General features: G+C 63.0%; 16 protein-coding genes. 6 read left to right on the top strand and 10 right to left on the bottom strand.

The window, feature by feature from the left end; genetic code table 11:
• Positions 1-14: 14 nt before the first annotated feature.
• The 4 genes from O9Z63_RS09705 to O9Z63_RS09690 form a co-directional block, all read right to left on the bottom strand.
• Positions 15-521 (bottom strand): hypothetical protein, encoded by a 507-nt coding sequence (locus O9Z63_RS09705; RefSeq protein WP_270129129.1) that lies wholly within the window; start codon positions 519-521, stop codon positions 15-17.
• Positions 521-1,294: an MBL fold metallo-hydrolase gene (locus O9Z63_RS09700; RefSeq protein ID WP_270129127.1), complete on the bottom strand. Its 774-nt coding sequence runs from the start codon at positions 1,292-1,294 to the stop codon at positions 521-523. Before O9Z63_RS09700 ends, O9Z63_RS09705 begins: the two co-directional genes overlap by 1 nt.
• Before the next feature lie 93 nt (positions 1,295-1,387).
• A complete protein-coding gene (locus O9Z63_RS09695; protein ID WP_044017296.1) occupies positions 1,388-1,765 on the bottom strand; it encodes a response regulator in 378 nt (125 codons plus the stop codon).
• Positions 1,766-1,834: 69 nt separating this feature from the next.
• Positions 1,835-5,923: a PAS domain S-box protein gene (locus tag O9Z63_RS09690; RefSeq protein ID WP_270129126.1), complete on the bottom strand. Its 4,089-nt coding sequence runs from the start codon at positions 5,921-5,923 to the stop codon at positions 1,835-1,837.
• Between the two features lie 140 nt (positions 5,924-6,063).
• On the opposite strand from O9Z63_RS09690, the gene O9Z63_RS09685 reads away from it, so the two are divergent.
• Both O9Z63_RS09685 and miaA read left to right on the top strand, forming a co-directional pair.
• Positions 6,064-7,206, top strand: coding sequence for a glycosyltransferase (locus O9Z63_RS09685; RefSeq protein ID WP_270129125.1), 1,143 nt, complete (start codon positions 6,064-6,066; stop codon positions 7,204-7,206).
• Entirely contained in the window at positions 7,203-8,126 is a 924-nt protein-coding gene (gene miaA / locus O9Z63_RS09680) for a tRNA (adenosine(37)-N6)-dimethylallyltransferase MiaA (RefSeq protein WP_270129124.1), read from the top strand. Before O9Z63_RS09685 ends, miaA begins: the two co-directional genes overlap by 4 nt.
• A gap of 224 nt (positions 8,127-8,350) precedes the next feature.
• On the opposite strand, the gene pfkA is transcribed toward miaA, so the two are convergent.
• On the bottom strand, positions 8,351-9,322 hold the full coding sequence (pfkA, locus tag O9Z63_RS09675; RefSeq protein ID WP_044018907.1) for a 6-phosphofructokinase: 972 nt from the start codon (positions 9,320-9,322) through the stop codon (positions 8,351-8,353).
• 260 nt (positions 9,323-9,582) lie between these two features.
• On the opposite strand from pfkA, the gene O9Z63_RS09670 reads away from it, so the two are divergent.
• A complete protein-coding gene (locus tag O9Z63_RS09670; protein ID WP_044017299.1) occupies positions 9,583-10,008 on the top strand; it encodes a tellurite resistance TerB family protein in 426 nt (141 codons plus the stop codon).
• An 86-nt stretch (positions 10,009-10,094) separates the two neighbouring features.
• On the opposite strand, the gene O9Z63_RS09665 is transcribed toward O9Z63_RS09670, so the two are convergent.
• From O9Z63_RS09665 to O9Z63_RS09645, 5 genes are all read right to left on the bottom strand, one after another.
• Positions 10,095-11,285, bottom strand: coding sequence for an aspartate aminotransferase family protein (locus tag O9Z63_RS09665; protein ID WP_270129122.1), 1,191 nt, complete (start codon positions 11,283-11,285; stop codon positions 10,095-10,097).
• A 111-nt stretch (positions 11,286-11,396) separates the two neighbouring features.
• Complete coding sequence (locus O9Z63_RS09660) at positions 11,397-11,876, bottom strand: hypothetical protein (RefSeq protein ID WP_270129121.1); 480 nt, start codon at positions 11,874-11,876, stop codon at positions 11,397-11,399.
• Positions 11,877-11,909: 33 nt separating this feature from the next.
• Positions 11,910-12,374: a hypothetical protein gene (locus O9Z63_RS09655; RefSeq protein ID WP_270129120.1), complete on the bottom strand. Its 465-nt coding sequence runs from the start codon at positions 12,372-12,374 to the stop codon at positions 11,910-11,912.
• Positions 12,375-12,466: 92 nt separating this feature from the next.
• Entirely contained in the window at positions 12,467-13,009 is a 543-nt protein-coding gene (locus O9Z63_RS09650) for an RNA polymerase sigma factor (RefSeq protein ID WP_044017305.1), read from the bottom strand.
• A gap of 136 nt (positions 13,010-13,145) precedes the next feature.
• Complete coding sequence (locus O9Z63_RS09645; protein ID WP_270129118.1) at positions 13,146-13,886, bottom strand: DUF481 domain-containing protein; 741 nt, start codon at positions 13,884-13,886, stop codon at positions 13,146-13,148.
• A 102-nt stretch (positions 13,887-13,988) separates the two neighbouring features.
• Between O9Z63_RS09645 and O9Z63_RS09640 the strand changes: the two genes are divergently transcribed.
• The 3 genes from O9Z63_RS09640 (at position 13,989) to O9Z63_RS09630 (ending at position 17,610) form a co-directional block, all read left to right on the top strand.
• Positions 13,989-16,277 carry a DUF5060 domain-containing protein gene (locus O9Z63_RS09640; RefSeq protein WP_270129117.1) on the top strand — a complete coding sequence of 763 codons (2,289 nt, stop codon included), beginning with the start codon at positions 13,989-13,991 and terminating at the stop codon, positions 16,275-16,277.
• A gap of 96 nt (positions 16,278-16,373) precedes the next feature.
• Positions 16,374-17,024 carry a zinc ribbon domain-containing protein gene (locus O9Z63_RS09635; RefSeq protein ID WP_270129116.1) on the top strand — a complete coding sequence of 217 codons (651 nt, stop codon included), beginning with the start codon at positions 16,374-16,376 and terminating at the stop codon, positions 17,022-17,024.
• A 118-nt stretch (positions 17,025-17,142) separates the two neighbouring features.
• On the top strand, positions 17,143-17,610 hold the full coding sequence (locus O9Z63_RS09630) for a DinB family protein (RefSeq protein ID WP_270129115.1): 468 nt from the start codon (positions 17,143-17,145) through the stop codon (positions 17,608-17,610).
• Positions 17,611-17,696 lie beyond the last annotated feature (86 nt).

Raw genomic sequence — 17,696 nt, 5'->3', positions numbered from 1 at the left:
GGCAGAAGACCTGGCTACGGCTTGGGTTGTTCGAGTGCTAAAATTCTGGTAAGTAGGGGCCTCGATTGGGCTACTTCAAGCCAGAAGGGCACGGTAAACAAGGCCAAGCCAAAAAACAGCATAAGTAGCGGAACCAGCCCGGCAAAGTTGATAGTGCCAGTAGCCAAAGAGCTCCAGACAGCACCGACTGAAGCCGCACCCACGCCAAGTATCCAAATAGAGCTGAACACCAACGTGAACGAATGCAATTTGTGCCGTATCGTCACAACGCTGCCCTGCCCAGTTGGTGCACCTTCCACCCGGCCTTTGATTTGTGGCAGCCACGAATTACGGGAGCTGATGACACGTTGTATCTCAAAAGAGTCGGAATACACTGCTCCTTGAAACGGGGCAGCTGATTTACTCTTAAAAAGGTCACGCCACGAGAAGCCGGGCGCCAGATTCGCCTGTACACGTTGCAAAATCTCGTCTGGTGAGAGAGTCGAGTGAAATTGCTCCGTAACGTCAGGGTAAAAGCGCATCAGGCTTGAATATCCAGCCGCAGCCCGTCATAGGCCAGCCGGATGAAGTCGGGCAGGGTAGCTTCTACCTCGCGGTGGCGGCCCAGCAGGTGGCTGATGTGGGTGAGGTAGGCGCGGCGCGGGGAAAGCTCCTCCAGCACGGCCACGGCCTCCGAGAGCGAAAAGTGCGAAATGTGCTTTTCCTGCCGCAGGGCGTTCAGCACAATCACGTCGGAACCGCGCATCAGGTCCAGCGAGGCCGACGACAGATGGTTGGCGTCCGTGACGTAGGTGAAATTGCCCACCCGAAAGCCCAGCACCGGCAGCTTGTAGTGCAACGCCCGGATCGGCTGAAACGGCACGCCCTGCACGTCGAACGGGGTGGTGTCGCTGAGGATGGGGATGGTTTGTACCTGCGGTACGCCGGGGTACTTGTGCTCCGAAAAGATGTAGGCGTACTCGCGCCGCAGCTGCTCCAGCACGCGCGGCTCGGCATACACCGGCATGTCCTGCTGCTGCTTGAAATTGTAGGCCCGGATGTCGTCCATGCCGGCCGTATGGTCTTTGTGCTCGTGCGTGAACACCAGCGCATCGAGGTGGTCGATCTGCTCGCGCAGCGCCTGCTGCCGGAAATCGGGCCCGGAGTCGATGATGAGGCTCTTGCCCTGCACCTGCAGATGCACCGACACCCGCAGCCGCTTGTCGCGGTAATCGAGCGAGCGGCATACATCGCAGTGGCACCCAATCACGGGCACGCCCTGCGACGTGCCCGTGCCAAGGAAGGTAATCTGCATTGCTTAATGGTTGAATTGTTAAATGGTTGGTTGTTCAACAAGTCGTTAAAACAGCCAACCATCTAACCATTTAACAATTCAGCCATTTGGCATCTAGCCAACATACTGCTTCACCACGCGCACTAGGGCGTCGAAGTCCAGCGGCTTGGGCAGATAGTCGGTGACGCCAGCTTCGCGGAACTGCTCCATGGAATAGTTGTTAGCGTTGCCGGTGATGGCAATAATCGGAATCTTGGAGATGCGCTCGTCCTGGTGCGCCCGGATTTCGCGGGTGCACTCCATGCCGTCTTTCACCGGAATGTTGATGTCCATTAGTACGCAGTCAATGGGCTGGCTTTCCACCTGCTTGATGACTTCACCACCGTTTTTGGCCGACACGATGCGGTATTGCTGGAGTTCGAGAATTTTCTTGGTCAGATTCAGAATGACAGAGCTGTCTTCCGCAATCAGTATTGTTTTCGTGTCGCTCATGGGAGGAAGAAGAATGGAGAGTTGGTAGGGCAAAGAAAAGGCTCAGGCGCTGCGCAGTCAAAAAGGAACTCAATCCACGCTGGTTAAGGCGAGGTACTGCGTCTTGAATTGGTTGAAATAACGCAACAAATTCTGGAAATCCTTCTCTATGTTTTGGGTGGGGTTCAGTTTCAGCTCGTGCTCCAGGTGTTTGGCGCATTCCGCCAAGGCTGTAAGCCCTAACGTAAAACCAGTGCCCTTTAGCTGGTGCAAATGTGGTAAAATCCCGGCGTACTGCCCGCCACCGACTAAAGTTTCGGCTTCCTCCAGCAGCTGGCCGGCTTCCACCTCAAAGTCCTGGTAGAGCTGGGCCGCAAACTCGGCCCCGCCCAGCTGGCGCAGCTGCTCCAGCACCTCGGGGTCGATGAACAGGGGGGGCTGGGAGGCCGGAGCCGGCACTGCCGGGGCCGGGGATGGGGCCGCCGCAAGCGGGGGCGGGGCCTGGCCGCCGGGTGGCAGCAGGGCCGGGCCCGCCAGCACCCAGCGGCGCAGCACGGCGTGCAGGTCCTGGCTTTTCACGGGCTTCGAAACGTAGTCGTCCATGCCCTCGTTCACGAAGCGCTCCGCATCCTCCTTCATGGAGTAGGCAGTCATGGCCACCACGGGTGGGCAGGCGTTGCCCAGCCGCCGCCGAATTTCGTGCATGGCCGTGACGCCGTCCATCTCCGGCATCTGGATGTCCATGAAAATCAGGTCGAAAGGCGCAGTGCTGCTGGTGGCCTTGCTGATGGCCTCGAAGCCGTTGTCGGCCATTTCAATCTCGCAGCCCAGCTTGTCGAGCAGCCGGGTGGCCACCTTCTGGTTGATGGGGTTGTCGTCGACGAGCAGCACGCGGGGAGGCGTATCGAAGCGGGCAATATCGGGGCCCCGCTCGCGGGAAGCTAGGCGCTCCTGCACGATTTCCTCTTCGTTGTGCGCAGCCCGGCACACCAGCGTAAACCAGAACGTGCTGCCGTCGCCCTCGTTGGAAAGCATCCCGATTTCGCCGCCCAGCAGCGCCGCCAGCTGCTTGCTGATGGCCAGCCCCAGGCCCGTACCGCCAAACGATTTGGTGGGCGTGGTGTCCAGTTGGGTGAAGTTGGTGAAGAGCAGTTTGGCGTTTTCCTCGGAGATGCCAATGCCCGAATCTTGCACGGCAATGCGCAGCATATACTCGTCGCCGGTGCGCGACACGGTGGACACCACAATGCTGACGGTGCCCTGCGCCGTGAACTTGATGGCGTTGGAGGTGAGGTTGCTCAGCACCTGCAGCAGGCGCGTTTCGTCGGAGATGATGAAGCGCGGCGTGCCGGGCGCAATGTGGTAGGTGAAGGTGAGGCGCTTCTGCTGGGCGCGGTTCGAGAACAGCGAGTGAATCTTGTCCAGCGTGTAGTGCAGGTCCATGCCCTCCTCGTTGAGCTGGAGCTTGCCGGCCTGAATCTTGGACAAATCCAGAATGTCGTTGAGGATGGCCAGCAGCGCGTCGGACGACTTGCGCAGCGTGTCCACGTACTCTTCCTGCTCCTCGCTGCTTACGGTCTGGTGCAGCAGGTCAATCATGCCGATGATGCCGTTCATGGGCGTGCGCAGCTCGTGGCTCATGTTGGCCAGGAACAGCGTTTTGGCTTCCAGCGCGGTTTCGGCGGCCTCTTTGGCGCGGCGCAGGTCGTCCTGCATCTGCTTGAGGCCCGTAATGTCGCGCCCGATGCCCTCGGTGCCGCCGGGGCCGTCGAGCACGCGGCGCGCATTCACGAGCACGCTCACGGCGTGGCCGGCCTTGTGGCGCATGGCAATTTCGAAGTTGCGGGCCTCGCCGTACTCCTGCACGGAGCGCAACAGCGTTTCGCGCTCCGTGGGGTACATGTAGTAGTCGGTGATGGAGGTGCCCGTCACTTCCTCGGGGGTGTAGCCCAGCATTTCCTCCACCGAGGGGCTGACCAGCGTTAGCATGCCCTGGCCGTCGGTGCGGTAGTACACGTCCTGGAACGACTCGAAGATGGCGCGGAACTTCTCTTCCTGGGCCGCCAGCTCCAGCTGTCCGCGCTTCTTCTCCGTGATGTCGTGAGCAATGCCCGAAATTTCCTCGAACGAGCCATCGTCGAGGTAGATCGGGTTGAGGAAGATTTCGCGCCACGAGTCGGCCCCGCGGGCGTCGCGCAGGCGCACCTCAAACCGCTGTGGATGGCCCTGGAAGGCCTTGCGGTAGTTGTCCAGGAACAGCTCGCGCGGCTCCTTGTCCATCATGGCCAAGTCGGCCTGGAACAGGTTCACGTTGGGCGTGGGGTACACGCCGTTGCGCCGCAGGAAGTAAGCGGCGTAGTTGCGGTTGAAGCTGGTCAGGCGCGAGTGGGTGTCCACGCTCCACATCAGGTGGGAGCCGCTTTCGAAGATGGCGTTCAGGCGGGCGTTCTGCTTCTGAATCTGCACCTCGTTGCGCTTGCGCTCAATGGCCAGCGCCACCTGGTTGGAGATGAAGTGCAGGATTTCTAGGTCGGTGGGCGCGTAGGCGTCGGCCTTGTAGTAGTCCTGCACGGCAATCACCCCGATAATCCGCTCGCCGATGCTCAGCGGCGAGCACAGCATTACCTCCGGCATCAGCCCGTAGGCCGTGATGGTGCCGTTGGCAATCAGCTCTTCCAGCTCGTGGCGCAGCATATACTGCGGCCGCCCCGTGCGGATGATGTACTCCGACATGCCCGACGAAAACGGCCGCGACACGGCGCCGGTATCGCCCTGCGAGTTCTGGTCGACGAAGTAGGCAAACTGCAGCTGGGTGCGGGCCTCGTCGCAGAGGGCAATAAAGAAGTTGTTGGTTTCAATGATCTTGCTCAGCTCGCGGTGAATGGCGCCGTAGAGCGAGTGCAGATCCTTGGAGCTGATGGCCAGGTTGGCAATGCTGTAGTACACCTTCTGCAGCCGCTCGGCCTTGATGCGGTCCGTAATGTCGTGCAGAATGGCGCGGGTGCTCACCGGCTCGTCGTCCTGCCAGGAGCAAGAGATGGAGCCAATCAGGTGGACAGGTTTGCCGGTTTTGGTGAGAAACACGGTTTCCAGCTTGTTCACCTTTTCGCCCTTGTAGAGGTTGCGCAGCTGGTAAAGCAACTTGGCCTTATAGTAAGGGTGCACCACGTCGGAGAGCGTGAGGTGGGGCAGGTCGTCGTCGTCGTAGCCGAGCTTTTCCTTCCAGGCCTTGTTCACGAACAGCAGCCGGTTGTCGATGCTCAGGTTCTGAATCAGGTCGTGGGCGTTGTCGAGGAAGTCCTGCAGCCGGTTGCGGTTATCGGTGAGGGCGCGGGCGGCCACATGGCGCTCCGTGAAGTCGCGCCCCACCATAAAGACGCCGGTAATCTGCCCGCGCGTGTCGAGGGCGAATTCGGCGTGCCAGTACACCATGCGGGTTTTGCCGCTTTTCGTGACGAGGGCCCGCTCGTAGAATTCCTGCAGGTGCTCTGTCTGAATGATGTGCCGGTAGTTGTCCTCGCTCGCAGCGCGGGTGGCAGCGGGCGCAAACAGCTGGTTGTAGTCGTGCCCGAGCACTTCGCCGCGGGTATATTCGGTGAAGTCAAGGAAAAAGTCGTTGACGTCGAGAATGATGCCTTCGCGGTCGAGCCGCACGTAGCTCAGGGTGGTGCGGGAAAGCAGGTCGCGCAGCTGGTGTTGGCTGTGGTCGATTAGGCGCTGCTGGATGGTTTGCTCGTAGCGCTGGCTGTCCTGGGTGATGTCGCGCAGCATGAGCTGTACGCGCACCGGGCCATCGGGCAGGGCCAAGCGGTGCAGGGTGGCCCAGGCCGTGAGGGGGCTTCGGCTGGCGGGGTAACGGCTGTTCCAGCGGGCCGAAACCTTCTCGCCGGTGTGGGCGGTATGGCGGATGGCTTCGCGCAGGTGATTTTCATCGCGCCACTCCTCGGTCTGCCCGGGCAGGCGCACGGAATTGGGCACCGCCAGCGCCATCAGGCCGGTTTGCTGGAGCTGGGCCAGGGTGGTGCCCAACAGGCGCTGCGCGGTGTTGTTGCAGTCGAGCAACTGGCCCTGCTCGTCGTAGAGCAGCTGGGCATCGTAGGCCTCGTCAAACAGGGCCCGGTATAGATCAGGAGGCGAGGCCACGGCAGACGAAGCCAGCGGAATGGCGGATTGCGGCATGAGGGAAGGCAGTGGCGTCGGCGGCAACGACAAGAAACTACCGCCGGGGCCAGGTTTAACCGTTAAATTTGTCGAAAATATCCCAAACCCCTGCGCTTTTCGCCTGGAGCCCTTGCCGGCCGGGCCCCGCGCCTCGCTCTATGGCTGCACCGCGCCTGCTTTTCACTGTTACCACCGACCTGAACTACGACCAGCGGATGCAGCGCATCTGCGGCTCGCTGGCACGGGCCGGCTACGCGGTGGTGCTGGTGGGGCGGGAGTGGAGCACTTCGCGGCCGCTCACGCCGCAGCCTTACGAGCAGTACCGGCTGCGCTGCCGCTTCCAGCGCGGCAAGCTGTTTTATCTGGAGTTCAACCTGCGGCTGCTGGGCTACCTGTGGGGCCAGCGCGCCGCCGCCTGGTGCGCCATCGACTTGGATACGGCGCTGCCCGTGTGGCTGCGGGCCCGCCTGGCGGGCCAGCCGCTGGTGTACGACGCCCACGAGCTGTTTACGGAAGTGCCCGAGGTGGTGGCGCGCCCGGCCGTGCAGCGCCTCTGGCGCGCCGTAGAGCGGTTTGTGGTGCCGCGCGCCGCCCTGGCCTATACCGTGGGGCCGGCACTGGCCCGGCTGTTTGAGAGCCGCTACGGCCGGCCGTTTGAGGTGATCCGCAACATTAGCCGCCTAGACGCCACGCCGCTGCCGCCCGCACCAGCCGCCGCGCCCGAGGGCGGCTACATTCTCTATCAGGGTGCCCTCAACGCCGGGCGCGGGCTGGAGCAGCTGCTGGCGGCCATGCCTGCCGTGGCGGGCCGGCTGGTGATTTGCGGCGAAGGCGACCTGTCGGAGGCATTACGGGCGCAGGCGGCGGCGCTGGGCCTCACCCAGAGCGGGCAGGTGGAGTTCCGGGGCTTTGTGCTGCCCGATGAGCTGCGCGAGATTACGCGCTACGCCGGCCTGGGCCTCAACCTGCTTGAAAATAGGGGCCTGAGCTACTACTATTCGCTGGCCAACAAGTTCTTCGACTACCTGCACGCCGGCATTCCGCAGGTGGTTACCGACTTTCCGGAGTACCGCGCCCTCAACGAGCAGTACGACGTGGCCGAGCTGGTGCCCGACCTGCGGCCCGCCACTCTGGCTGCCGCCCTCAACCGCCTGCTGCCCGGTGGCGAGGCTGCCCGCTACCACCAGCTGGCTGAAAACTGCCGGCTGGCCCGCCCGCAGCTTAGCTGGCAGCACGAAGAAACCCGGCTGCTGGCGCTGTATGCTGCGCTGGTCGGTCCTCCCCAACCTGTTTCCGCATGAGTGTTCTTTCTGATCTGATAGCCACGCTGGAGTTGCAGTTGGCCGCCGCCCCCGGCCCTACGCTGGTGGTGGTGGCCGGCCCCACCGCCGTGGGCAAAACGGCCCTCAGCGTGCAGCTGGCCCAGCATTTCCGCACCGAAATCGTGTCGGCCGACTCGCGGCAGTTTTTCCGGGAGATGAGCATCGGCACGGCCAAGCCCACGCCTGCCGAGATGCAGGACGTGCCGCACCACTTCATCGACTCGCACAGCATCACGGAAGACTACAGCGCCGGCCGCTTCGAGGCCGATGCGCTGCAAGTGCTGGGCGAGCTGTTTGGCCGCCACCAGGTGGTGGTGCTCACGGGCGGCTCCGGCCTCTACCTGCAGGCCCTCACCGATGGCCTCGACGAGCTGCCAACCTCCAACCCGGCTTTGCGCGCCCAACTGCAGCAGGAGCTGGCCACCACCGGCCTCGCGCCGCTGGTAGCAGAGCTGGCCCGCCTCGATCCCGTGGCCCACGCCCGCATCGACAGGCAAAACCACCAGCGCGTGCTGCGGGCCGTGGAAGTGTGCCGCGCCACCGGGCAGCCGTTCAGCAGCTTCCAGACCGGGCGCACGGTGGCCAGCCGGCCCTTCCGCATCATCAAAACGGCCCTCACCCGCGAGCGGGAAGTGCTGTATGCGCGCATCAACCAGCGCGTCGACGAGATGCTGGCTGCTGGTCTGCTCGCCGAAGTGGAAAGCCTGCTGCCCTTCCGCCACCACAACGCCCTGCAAACCGTGGGCTACCAGGAAATCTTTGGCTACCTCGACGGCCTCTACGACTGGGAAGAAGCCGTGCGCCTGCTCAAGCGCAACACCCGGCACTACGCCAAGCGCCAGCTCACCTGGCTCCGCCGCGACGCGGAGTATCAGTGGGTTGAATTGTTGAATGGCTGAATGGCTAGCTATGCTGTTAGCCCCGGAGGGGCGGCACGTTGTTAGCCATCCGGCCCGCCCGAAATGACAAAAGCCCCAGCGGGGCGACACCCTGTCCGCGTGGACAAGGTGTCGCCCCGCTGGGGCTTTTTCTATGTAGAAGCGGCTGTTACCTACCGATATATCGCCCCTCCAGGGCTATAAGAACGGCCAGACGCTAGGCCAGTCAACTAACTATTCAACCATTAAACACTCAGAATCTCTACCATGCGCATGAAGCTCTGGTTGATGAGTTTCTTCTTGTTGATAGTGTCGGAGAAAGGCGTGTAGACCAGCTTGCGGTCCACGATGCCGGCCATGACGTTGCGCATGCCGTTGAGCAGGCCCTCCACGGCAGCAATGCCGATCTGCGAGGCGAGCATGCGGTCGGCAGCGGAAGGGGCGCCGCCGCGCTGGATGTGCCCGATGATGGTCACGCGGGTGTCGAGCTCCGGAATGGCTTCCTTCACGCGCTGGGCCACGGTGTGGGCGTTGCCTTCTTCCTCGCCTTCGGCCACCACCACGATGAACGAGGTTTTGGAGCGGCGCCAGCTGTTTTGCAGCGAGTCAATCACGGCCTCAGTGCTCATCTGGGTTTCCGGAATCATCACAATTTCGGCCCCGCCACCGATAGCGCACGGAATGGCAATGTAGCCGGAGTCGCGGCCCATCACTTCCACAAAGAAGCAGCGGTCGTGCGAGTCGGCCGTGTCCCGGATCTTGTCGATGGCTTCCAGGGCCGTGTTCACGGCCGTGTCGTAGCCGATGGTGTAGTCGGTGCCAAACAGGTCGTTGTCGATGGTGCCAGGCGCGCCCACGGTTGGGATGCCGAACTCCTGCTCGAAGAGGGTGGCGCCGGTGAAGGTGCCGTTGCCGCCAATGGCCACTAGGCCTTCGATGCCGTTGTTAACCAACTGGTCGAACGCCTGCTGGCGGCCTTCCTTGGTCATGAACTTCTGGCTGCGGGCCGACTTGAGAATGGTGCCGCCCTTCTGGATGGTGTTGGCCACCGAGGCCGAGTCGAGGCGCACGAATTCGCCCTTGATCATGCCGCTGTAGCCGCGCATGATGCCATACACCTCAATGCCGTGGTAAACGGCCGTGCGCACCACGGCCCGAATGCAGGCGTTCATGCCCGGTGCGTCGCCGCCGCTGGTGAAAACTGCAATACGCTTCATCATACTTCTTGTCAAAAATGCCCGTTCCGCCCTCCCCGGGAGGGCAGAACGGGCAAAGGTGGCAAATCAATAGCGAAAAGCCGCTCCGAATTTGGGAACAGCAACAAAATTATGGCAAAGCCGGCTATCTGTTTTTTTTCGGGCTGCGTATGCCCAGCAGTTGCAAACCTGTGCCAAGCCTAGTAACTTCCACTTGCCGCCCCCGGCCGGGCGGTTTTTTTGTTTCTTTCCCGTCTGCCCTTCCTAAGCCGCACCCACCTATGTTTGGTTTTTTTGAAAACGAGCAAACCCGCAAAGTCAAGAGCCATATTCAGAACCTGGCGGCGCTGGCCAAGGCCGATGGCCACATCGACGAGCGGGAGATGAGCTTTATCGTGGCCGTGGGCAAGAAAAACGGTATCCGAGCCGACGAAATCCGGACGCTGGTAGCCAACAGCGCCAACAGCCGCATGATCGTGCCCGACAACGACTCTGAGCGCTTCGACCAGATTTTTGACATGGTGGACATGATGCTGGCCGATGGCATCGTGGATGATAACGAAATGGACTTCTGCACCATCATGGCCGAGAAGCTGGGCTTCCGCAAAGACGTGGTCGGCCTGCTCATCAAGCAGATTTCGCAAGGCGTGAAAGACGGCATGGACCGGGACAGCATCAAAACTGACACGCAGGCTTTACTTAATTAGAAAGTAAGAATCAGGTATAAAAAATTGGCCGTTCAACGCCCCGTTTGGGAATCGTTGAACGGCCAATTTTTTATGCCTGATTCTTACTATACAATGGCCGAAACAGCCCGGAGTAGGGCGGCGCAGGCCTCGTCGATTTGCTCGTTGGTGATGATGAGGGGCGGGGCCAGGCGCAGGGAATTGTCGCAGAACAGGAACCAGTCGGTGAGGATGCCTTCGTGCTCCAGGGCGTGGTCGATGATGGGCTTGAGGACCTCGAACGAGTCGAACTCCACCGCCATCAGCAGGCCGCAGCCGCGCACCGCCCGGATGGCCGGGTGCACCAGCTGCCGCCGGAAACGGGCGGCCTTTTCGGCCACGCCGGCCAGCATGCCTTCCTCCTGAATGGCCTGCAACGTAGCCAGCGAGGCCGCGCACGACACCGGGTGCCCGCCAAACGTGGTGCAATGGCCCAGGATGGGGTTGGTTTTGAAGCCCGCCATGATTTCCTGCGACGAGATGAACGCCCCGATGGGCATACCGCCGCCCATGCCTTTGGCACACACCAGAATATCGGGCGTGATGCCGAACTGCTCGAAGGCCCAGAGCGTGCCGGTGCGCCCGAAGCCGCACTGAATTTCGTCGAGAATGAGCAGAGCGCCTACCTCGGTGCAGCGCTGGCGCAAAGCGGGCAGGTAGCCGGGCTCGGCCACGCGCACGCCGGCCTCGCCCTGCACCGTTTCCACGATGACAGCGGCCGTGTGCTCGGTTATCAGGGCCAGATCCTCTAAGTGGTTGTAGCGGAAGTGCTGCACGTCGGGCAGCAGCGGGCGGTAGGAGTTCTTGAAGCCCTCGGAGCCGGTGATGCTGAGCGCGCCGTGCGTGGAGCCATGGTAGGCATTGTGGCAGCTGATGAAGCCGGTGCGGCCGGTGTGGCGCTTGGCCAGCTTCAGGGCGCCTTCGATGGCCTCGGTGCCGGAATTGGTGAAGTACACCGCGTCGAGGTTGGCGGGCAGGGTGGCGTGCAGGGCCTCGGCCAGCAGGGCCGGCGGGGCCTGCACCAACTCGCCGTACACCATCAGGTGCAGGTACTTGTCGAGCTGGTTTTTGATGGCCTCGATGACGCGGGGGTGGCGGTGGCCGACGTTGCTCACGCCGATGCCGGAAATCAGGTCGAGGTAGCGGCGGCCGTCGGGACCGTACATGTATACGCCTTCGGCCCGCTCAATTTCCAGCAGCAGCGGAAAATCGGAGGTTTGGGCCTGGTGGCGCAGAAAAAGCTGGCGAGTGGTAAGCATATGCGGCAAAGGTACGGCACCGGCCGCGGCCAACGGCCGGCCCCGGGTAGGTAGCAGGCAACAAACGGGCAACAAAAAAGGCTGCCGCGGCAGCCTTTTTTGTGGGAGAAGTTAGTCGTCGAGGCCGGGGCCGCCGCCGGGGGGCAGGCCGCCGCGCCGGTCGGCCACGCGCTTGAGCACGTCGCGGGTGAATTGCCGCTCGGCCACGAACAGCTTGCCGACCTGCCGGATGGTGAGCACCTTCTGAAACTTATCGAAGTACTCTTTCTCCAGGTTCACTTCCTGCTGGCGCAAGGCCAAGGCCTGGGTCAGGTTGTCCTTGATCTGGGCGTCGGAAAGGCCGTCGGGCTCGTCGGTGCGGAGCAGGCGCATGCGGCGGTTCAGGTCGCGGCGCTTCTGCGTGAATTCGTTGTAGACGGGCCAGAAGCGCTGGGCCTGGTCCTGGGTAAGCGCTATTTTTTCGGTGAGGTAGGCGATTTTAGCGTTTTCGAGCTGGCTCAGGCGGCCACCCGGGCGGGCGCCTTTCTGGGCCGCGGCCGGCACGGCGGCCAGCAGGCACAGCAGCAGCAGCGTGCGGAAGAGGTAGTTCATGGGAGTGAAAGTCGGGAGAGAAGACAAGGCGAATTATAGATAGGTTTCGTCGGTAGGCTGGGCATCGAGCACGTCCTGCAACTCGGCGGAAGAGGCCTGCAGGTAGCTTTCGGGCAGGGCCTGGGCTGTGGCGGGCAGCTCGGCCAGGTCGGTGAGGGTGATGCGCTGCTCGTTGGCCAGCAGGTACTCTACCAGTTCGGTGCGCGGCACGCTGGCCAGCGTGCCGGCGGCCGGCGCGGAGGGCACCGCGCCGGGCCCACTCAGCAGAAACGACGCCGCGAAGCCGCCCAGCACCACTGTAGAGGCCAGGGCCGTGCGCAGCGGCGCCGAGAGGGCCGCCAGCCAGCTCGGCACGGCCAGCGGACCAGCAGCAGCCGCGGCATGCGGCTCCACGCGCTGCATCACGCGCATCGGCAGCTTATCGAAATAGCCGTCCGGCGGCGGTGCCAGCGGCTGCGGCCGGCGCGGATGTTCATCCAGACGAAAAGGAGTTTTCATGGCACTTAGAAGCAACTCAGGCAGTAAGGTTTAATCGTGATATTATTTGTTCGTTGGTGGATATCGACACTGACAACGAACAACTACTCCACTCATTCAGCATTCGTGATGTAGGCTTCGATTTTCTTGGCGGCGTGGTGGTAGGAGGCTTTCAGGGCGCCTACGCTGGTGCCGGTTACTTCGGCCATCTGCTCGTAGGGCATTTCGTCGTAGTAGCGCAGGTTGAACACGAGGCGCTGCTTGTCGGGGAGCGTGAGGATGGCTTTCTGCAGGCGCAGCTCGATTTCGTCGCCGGCCAGGCCCGGATCGGCTTCCACTTTGGCCGTGAGCTCGGCCGCTACATCGTGGATGGGCAGGAAGAACTTGCGGCGCTTGCTTTGCAGGAAGTTCAGGCACTCGTTGGTGGCAATGCGGTAAATCCAGGTGTAGAGCGAGGCATCCTGCCGGAAGTTTTCCAGGTGCTTCCACACTTTCACAAACACGTCCTGCGTCAGGTCGTCGGCGTCGTCGTGGTCGATGACCATCTTGCGCACGTGCCAATACACCTTGGTCTGGTACTTGCGCACCAGCTGGTTGAAGGCCACGTTGCGGGAGGCCGGGTCTGCGAACTTGCGGAGGATGTCCTGGTCTTCCAAGCAGAAGATGGGGTTAGGCGGGGCGGAGAGCGAGCGGTTGGCCGATTAGAGTGGCCGGGCTGGCCGGGGTTTAATCAGGGACGAAAGAAAATAATTGAGCCGTACTAGGCGCCCGGCACCTGACTGGCCGGCGCCGCTACCGGCGCGTGCTGTACGACAAACCCACCGTGACGTTGGTGTTTTCCGGCACCCGGCCTTCGCTGAACTGGCTTTCGAAGGAGTAGTTGTAGGAGAAGCTGACGGCCAGCTGGCGCGTGAGCTTGAGGGCGGCGGTGGTGAGGTTGCTGAAGCGGTAGTTGCCGAAATCAGCCAGGGAAGGCTGGTAGAACGTGGTGGAGGCCAGCGTCAGAATCCGCACCGACCAGGCGGCCTTCAGGCGCACCGAGTTGCGGGCAGTTATCTGGCGGCGGCCGTCGAGGAAGCTGGTTTGCTCCCGGATGATGAGGTTGCTGACCGACACTTCGCGGCCCAGCGTATCGGAGTAGAAGGCCCAGCCGGGCCCGGCGCCCACCTGCGTGCGGCTGGTGATGCCGCGCAGGTTGCTTTGCTCGAACCCGCCAAGGGCGTAGGCCCGGAACCGGCCTTTGTAGTAGTAGGGCGTGGCGTTGAGCAGCAGCTCCCGCTCGCGCAGCCGCTTATCTTGCCGGCCAAAGATGAAGCTGCCAGTCAGGGGCAACCCGAAGTGCTGGCCGCGCGTGAACGTGAGGCTCTGGGTGGTGGACAGCAGCGTGCGGTTGACGCCGCCGCGGCTGTAGGCGCCCGTCAGCTGGGTGTTGTAGACGATGAGCGTGGTGTCGGGCTGCTGCTGGTTCTGGGTCTGGGCCCGGCGGGCGGGCAGCAGCGCAACGAGCAGGAGCAGGAGGAAAGATAGGCGCATAAGCAAAGGAAATAGCACAGCCGGCAAACCGTAAAACCGCGGAAAAACCCGTTTCTTCCCGTTTTGCCGGCGGCCCCAAACTTACGGCCGTCCTTCGTGCCTATGAAGCTGCTGCTGTATTTTATCCTGTGTGTATGGCTGAGTGGCCTGGCAAGCGGCCCGGCCTTGGCCCTGCGCATCACCGAGCACCGCCGCGTGGGCGCGCCGCCGCCGACGCGGCTGCAGAAGCTGGAGCTGGGGTTGGCGCTGGCCACGGCCCCGGTGCAAAACCCCTACGACCCCGCCGAAATAACGGTGGGCGCCGAGTTTACCAGCCCAAGCGGCGTGGTGCACCGGGCGGTGGGCTTCTGGTACCAGGATTTCCGGCGCTGCACCACCTGCGCCCCGTTTCCGCGCCAGAGCGTCACCGACACCTGCACCTACTGCACCACCTGCCCCGAAGACCCGCGCTACCTTGTGCCCGTGCCCACACGCCTGCCCTGGCGCATCCGGTTTGCGCCGCCCGAGGCCGGTCGCTGGAGCTACCGCCTGCTGGTGCGCCACCTCGATTCCAGCACCGTCAGCGCGCCTACCTACTTCACCGTAGCCGCCGCCGACAACCCCGGCTTCGTGCGGGTGCACCCCAACGGCCGCAACTTCGCGTTTGCCGATGGCCGCATATTCTTTCCGTTGGGCATGAACGTAGTGAACAACGGGGTGGAGGACCGCTACACCCGCCTGCCGTACCAGGACGTGCGCGACGGTATCCGCAAAATAGCCGACAACGGCGGCAACTTCGCCCGCCTGATGCTGATGCCCGGCCAGTTCAGCCCCGAGGGCTCCGATGGCCCCGCCGGCCGCTACGATACCCGCCAAAACCGCGCCTACGACCTCGACGCGCTGGTGGAGCAGGCCGCCCGCCGCCGCGTGTACCTGCAGATTGCCCTGTCCTCGGTCACGGATATATCGGACAATGGGGAAGTAGGCCAGGCCTGGGAGCGGCACCCGTACCGGCAGCGGCTGGGCTCGGACGCGCCGCCCATCCGCTTCTTCACCGACTCCGTGAGCCGGCAGCTGTTCCGGCAGCGGATTCGCTACGTGGTGGCCCGCTGGGGCTACTCGCCGGCCATTTTCGGGCTGGAAATGATGAACGAGGCCGACCTGTTCGGAGGCAGCGCCGACAACTTCTGGAACCCCGGCAACTCGGCCCGCGTGGGCAGCTGGGTGCGCGAGATGATAGCCTACGCCCGTACCCTGGCCCCGCAGTACCTTTACACCAGTTCCCTGGGCTACGCCTTCAGCGGCGACTACCCGGGCCCCGATGGCAAGCCGCTCTACCAGGCCCCGGAGCTGGATTTCGTGCAGGACCACTACTACAGCTCCGACCTGAACGTGGAGCACCAGCGCGCCTACCTGGCCCGGCGGGCGGGTGTGCATTTCCCCGGCAAGCCCTACCAGCTGGCCGAATTTGGCTTGGGAATCGAAAAGCAGTGCTGGTACGGCAGCTCCAACTTCACGGCCCCGCGCTACCCGCCCGGCGTCCGCTACCACGACCTGATTGAGATGCACAACACGCTCTGGTCGTCGGCGTTCAACGGCTCGGGCGGGGCGGCGCTGTACTGGTGGGCCAACCAGGTTTTCGGGCTCTGCTACGGCGGGCAGTACCACTATTTCAAGCCGCTGCAGCTATTTCTGGCCGGTAGCCCTATTTTCAGTGAAGACTACGAGGTACTGGCCAGCGCCTGCCCCGGCACAGCCGGCCCCAAAGACACCCCGCACACGCCCACTACGCCCGGGAACTGCGTGCCGGTGTGGGCCGGCGGCGGCCCCGTCAAGGACACTGTTTCGCTGGAGCCCGGCGGGGCTTTCACGTCTGATGCGCGCCTGGAAGTGTTTGCCCTACGCAGCCCGGCGCGGGTGTTGGGCTGGGTGCACAACCGGGCTAGCTACTGGTACCAGCTGCCCCACCAAGCCGGCTCGTTCACCGATACTTCCTGCCTGCTTTTCAACGACAACCAGCCCAGCACCCCCGACAGCATTCCGTCTTTGGTAGGCCAGACCGTAAGCCTGCCCGGCATGGCCCGCCCGGGCCGCTACCGCCTGGAGTTTTTCAGCACATACCCGTTCTACGCCCTCAGCGCCGGCGGCCCGGTGGCGCAGGGCGGGCGCATCACGCAGTTTACCACCGAGGTGCGCACCGATGCGGCCGGCCAGCTCACGTTCACGGTGCCGCCGCTGCGTCCGCTGGGCCGCCCGCCCTTCGCGCCCGACTATGGGTTTCGGGCCACTTGGCTGCCAGACGAAGCCCCGAAACCGCTGGGCCGGCCGGCGGCGGCCAAGCCAGCGGCCGGGAAGCCGACAGTGCGCAAGCCGGCCACCCGACCAGCGGTGCGCAAACCGGCCGGGCGGTAGGCCAGGGCCCGGCTAGCGCAGAAAGGTAAGAGCAGAAAAAAGCGGTGCAGATATAGTAAAACGCTAATTTCAGCCCTCGCACATACCACTACCGCTATGAGCAGCATGATTCACTTCGTGGCTAACCACGACGACCTTAGCACCGACAAGGGCTTCCAGTTCAAGTTCTACTGCGACAAGTGCCGCAACGGCCATATGTCGCGCTTCCTGCCCAACAAAATCGGGATTGCCGGGGAGCTGATGCGGGCCGCCGGCAGCCTGTTCGGCGGGCGCTTCTACGATGCCGGCACCGCCGCCTACCACGTGCAGCGCGCCATCGGCGGCAAGGCCCACGACGATGCCTTGGAAACGGCCGTGCAGGAAGGTAAAACCTATTTCAAGCAATGCACCCGTTGCGGCCACTGGGTATGCCCCGATGTGTGCTGGAACCACACCGCCGGCCTCTGCGAAGACTGCGCCCCCGACGAGCACGAGGAGCTGGCCGCCCAGCAACGCCAAGCCGCCCGCGAGCAGATCCAGGCCAAAACCCGGGAGCACAACTACACCCAGGACCTCGATTTTCTGGGCCAAGCCAAGGTAGAGCAGTGCCCCAACTGCCAGGCCCGCCTGCAGCCCGGCCAGAAGTTCTGCCCCGAGTGCGGCACCGCCAGCGCCGCCGCCGCGCCCAAAGAGAAATTCTGCGGCGACTGTGGCGCCTCCGTAAAGCCCGGCCAGAAGTTCTGCGCTGGGTGTGGGGCCAAGCAATAGCAGCTGTCGTACCGCTCGGTGCCGCGCAGGGAATACGTTGGCCGGCTCGAAAACCAATTTCAGTGCCCGCATACGGCGCCTAACTCTGCAACGGTAATGTGCCAATGGAACAAATCAGATGATCCAGCTCGAAACCTTACTGCACCAGCTTGAGGAAAGCATTGTCCGCCACGAAACCCTGAACCATGCAGTTTCCCAGGCCTCGGTAGGCTGGCACATCGAGCACACGCTGCTCACGCTCAACGGCATCCAGCAGGTACTGGCCGCCTCCGACCCCGCCCGCTACCGGTGGCGGTTCAGCCTGAGGCGGCTGGTGTTTTTCACGTTCAAGCGGATTCCGCGCGGCCGGGCCAAGTCGCCGGAAGTGGTGCTGCCCAAAGGCCCCATCTCAGCCGAAAAGCTGACGGCACACTTGGCCCGCACGCGTGCTATGTTGCCCCAGTTGGCCGCCCTGCCAGCGGACAGCTACTTCCACCATCCCTACTTCGGCAACCTACGGCGCGACCAATCCCTGCAGTTTCTGGAAATCCACACCCGCCACCATGTCGCCATCATCACCGATATTCTGGCCCCGACGGTTGCTTAAATAGTCTGAGCGGCAGATTAGAACTAGAAAGCTAATTCCCCTCTTTGGAAAGGAGGGACTAGGGGTGGTTGACCTTGCATTGGAAC

Source organism: Hymenobacter yonginensis, from assembly GCF_027625995.1.
Lineage (GTDB): Bacteria > Bacteroidota > Bacteroidia > Cytophagales > Hymenobacteraceae > Hymenobacter > Hymenobacter yonginensis.
Note: the sequence above shows the minus strand (reverse complement) of the source record. Positions and strands in the feature narration are given on the sequence as shown.

Coding starts and splice junctions, on each gene's coding strand:
- O9Z63_RS09705 (WP_270129129.1), bottom strand. CDS start 521: ATGCGCTTTTACCCTGACGTTACGGAGCAATTTCACTCGACTCTCTCA.
- O9Z63_RS09700 (WP_270129127.1), bottom strand. CDS start 1,294: ATGCAGATTACCTTCCTTGGCACGGGCACGTCGCAGGGCGTGCCCGTG.
- O9Z63_RS09695 (WP_044017296.1), bottom strand. CDS start 1,765: ATGAGCGACACGAAAACAATACTGATTGCGGAAGACAGCTCTGTCATT.
- O9Z63_RS09690 (WP_270129126.1), bottom strand. CDS start 5,923: ATGCCGCAATCCGCCATTCCGCTGGCTTCGTCTGCCGTGGCCTCGCCT.
- O9Z63_RS09685 (WP_270129125.1), top strand. CDS start 6,064: ATGGCTGCACCGCGCCTGCTTTTCACTGTTACCACCGACCTGAACTAC.
- miaA (WP_270129124.1), top strand. CDS start 7,203: ATGAGTGTTCTTTCTGATCTGATAGCCACGCTGGAGTTGCAGTTGGCC.
- pfkA (WP_044018907.1), bottom strand. CDS start 9,322: ATGAAGCGTATTGCAGTTTTCACCAGCGGCGGCGACGCACCGGGCATG.
- O9Z63_RS09670 (WP_044017299.1), top strand. CDS start 9,583: ATGTTTGGTTTTTTTGAAAACGAGCAAACCCGCAAAGTCAAGAGCCAT.
- O9Z63_RS09665 (WP_270129122.1), bottom strand. CDS start 11,285: ATGCTTACCACTCGCCAGCTTTTTCTGCGCCACCAGGCCCAAACCTCC.
- O9Z63_RS09660 (WP_270129121.1), bottom strand. CDS start 11,876: ATGAACTACCTCTTCCGCACGCTGCTGCTGCTGTGCCTGCTGGCCGCC.
- O9Z63_RS09655 (WP_270129120.1), bottom strand. CDS start 12,374: ATGAAAACTCCTTTTCGTCTGGATGAACATCCGCGCCGGCCGCAGCCG.
- O9Z63_RS09645 (WP_270129118.1), bottom strand. CDS start 13,886: ATGCGCCTATCTTTCCTCCTGCTCCTGCTCGTTGCGCTGCTGCCCGCC.
- O9Z63_RS09640 (WP_270129117.1), top strand. CDS start 13,989: ATGAAGCTGCTGCTGTATTTTATCCTGTGTGTATGGCTGAGTGGCCTG.
- O9Z63_RS09635 (WP_270129116.1), top strand. CDS start 16,374: ATGAGCAGCATGATTCACTTCGTGGCTAACCACGACGACCTTAGCACC.
- O9Z63_RS09630 (WP_270129115.1), top strand. CDS start 17,143: ATGATCCAGCTCGAAACCTTACTGCACCAGCTTGAGGAAAGCATTGTC.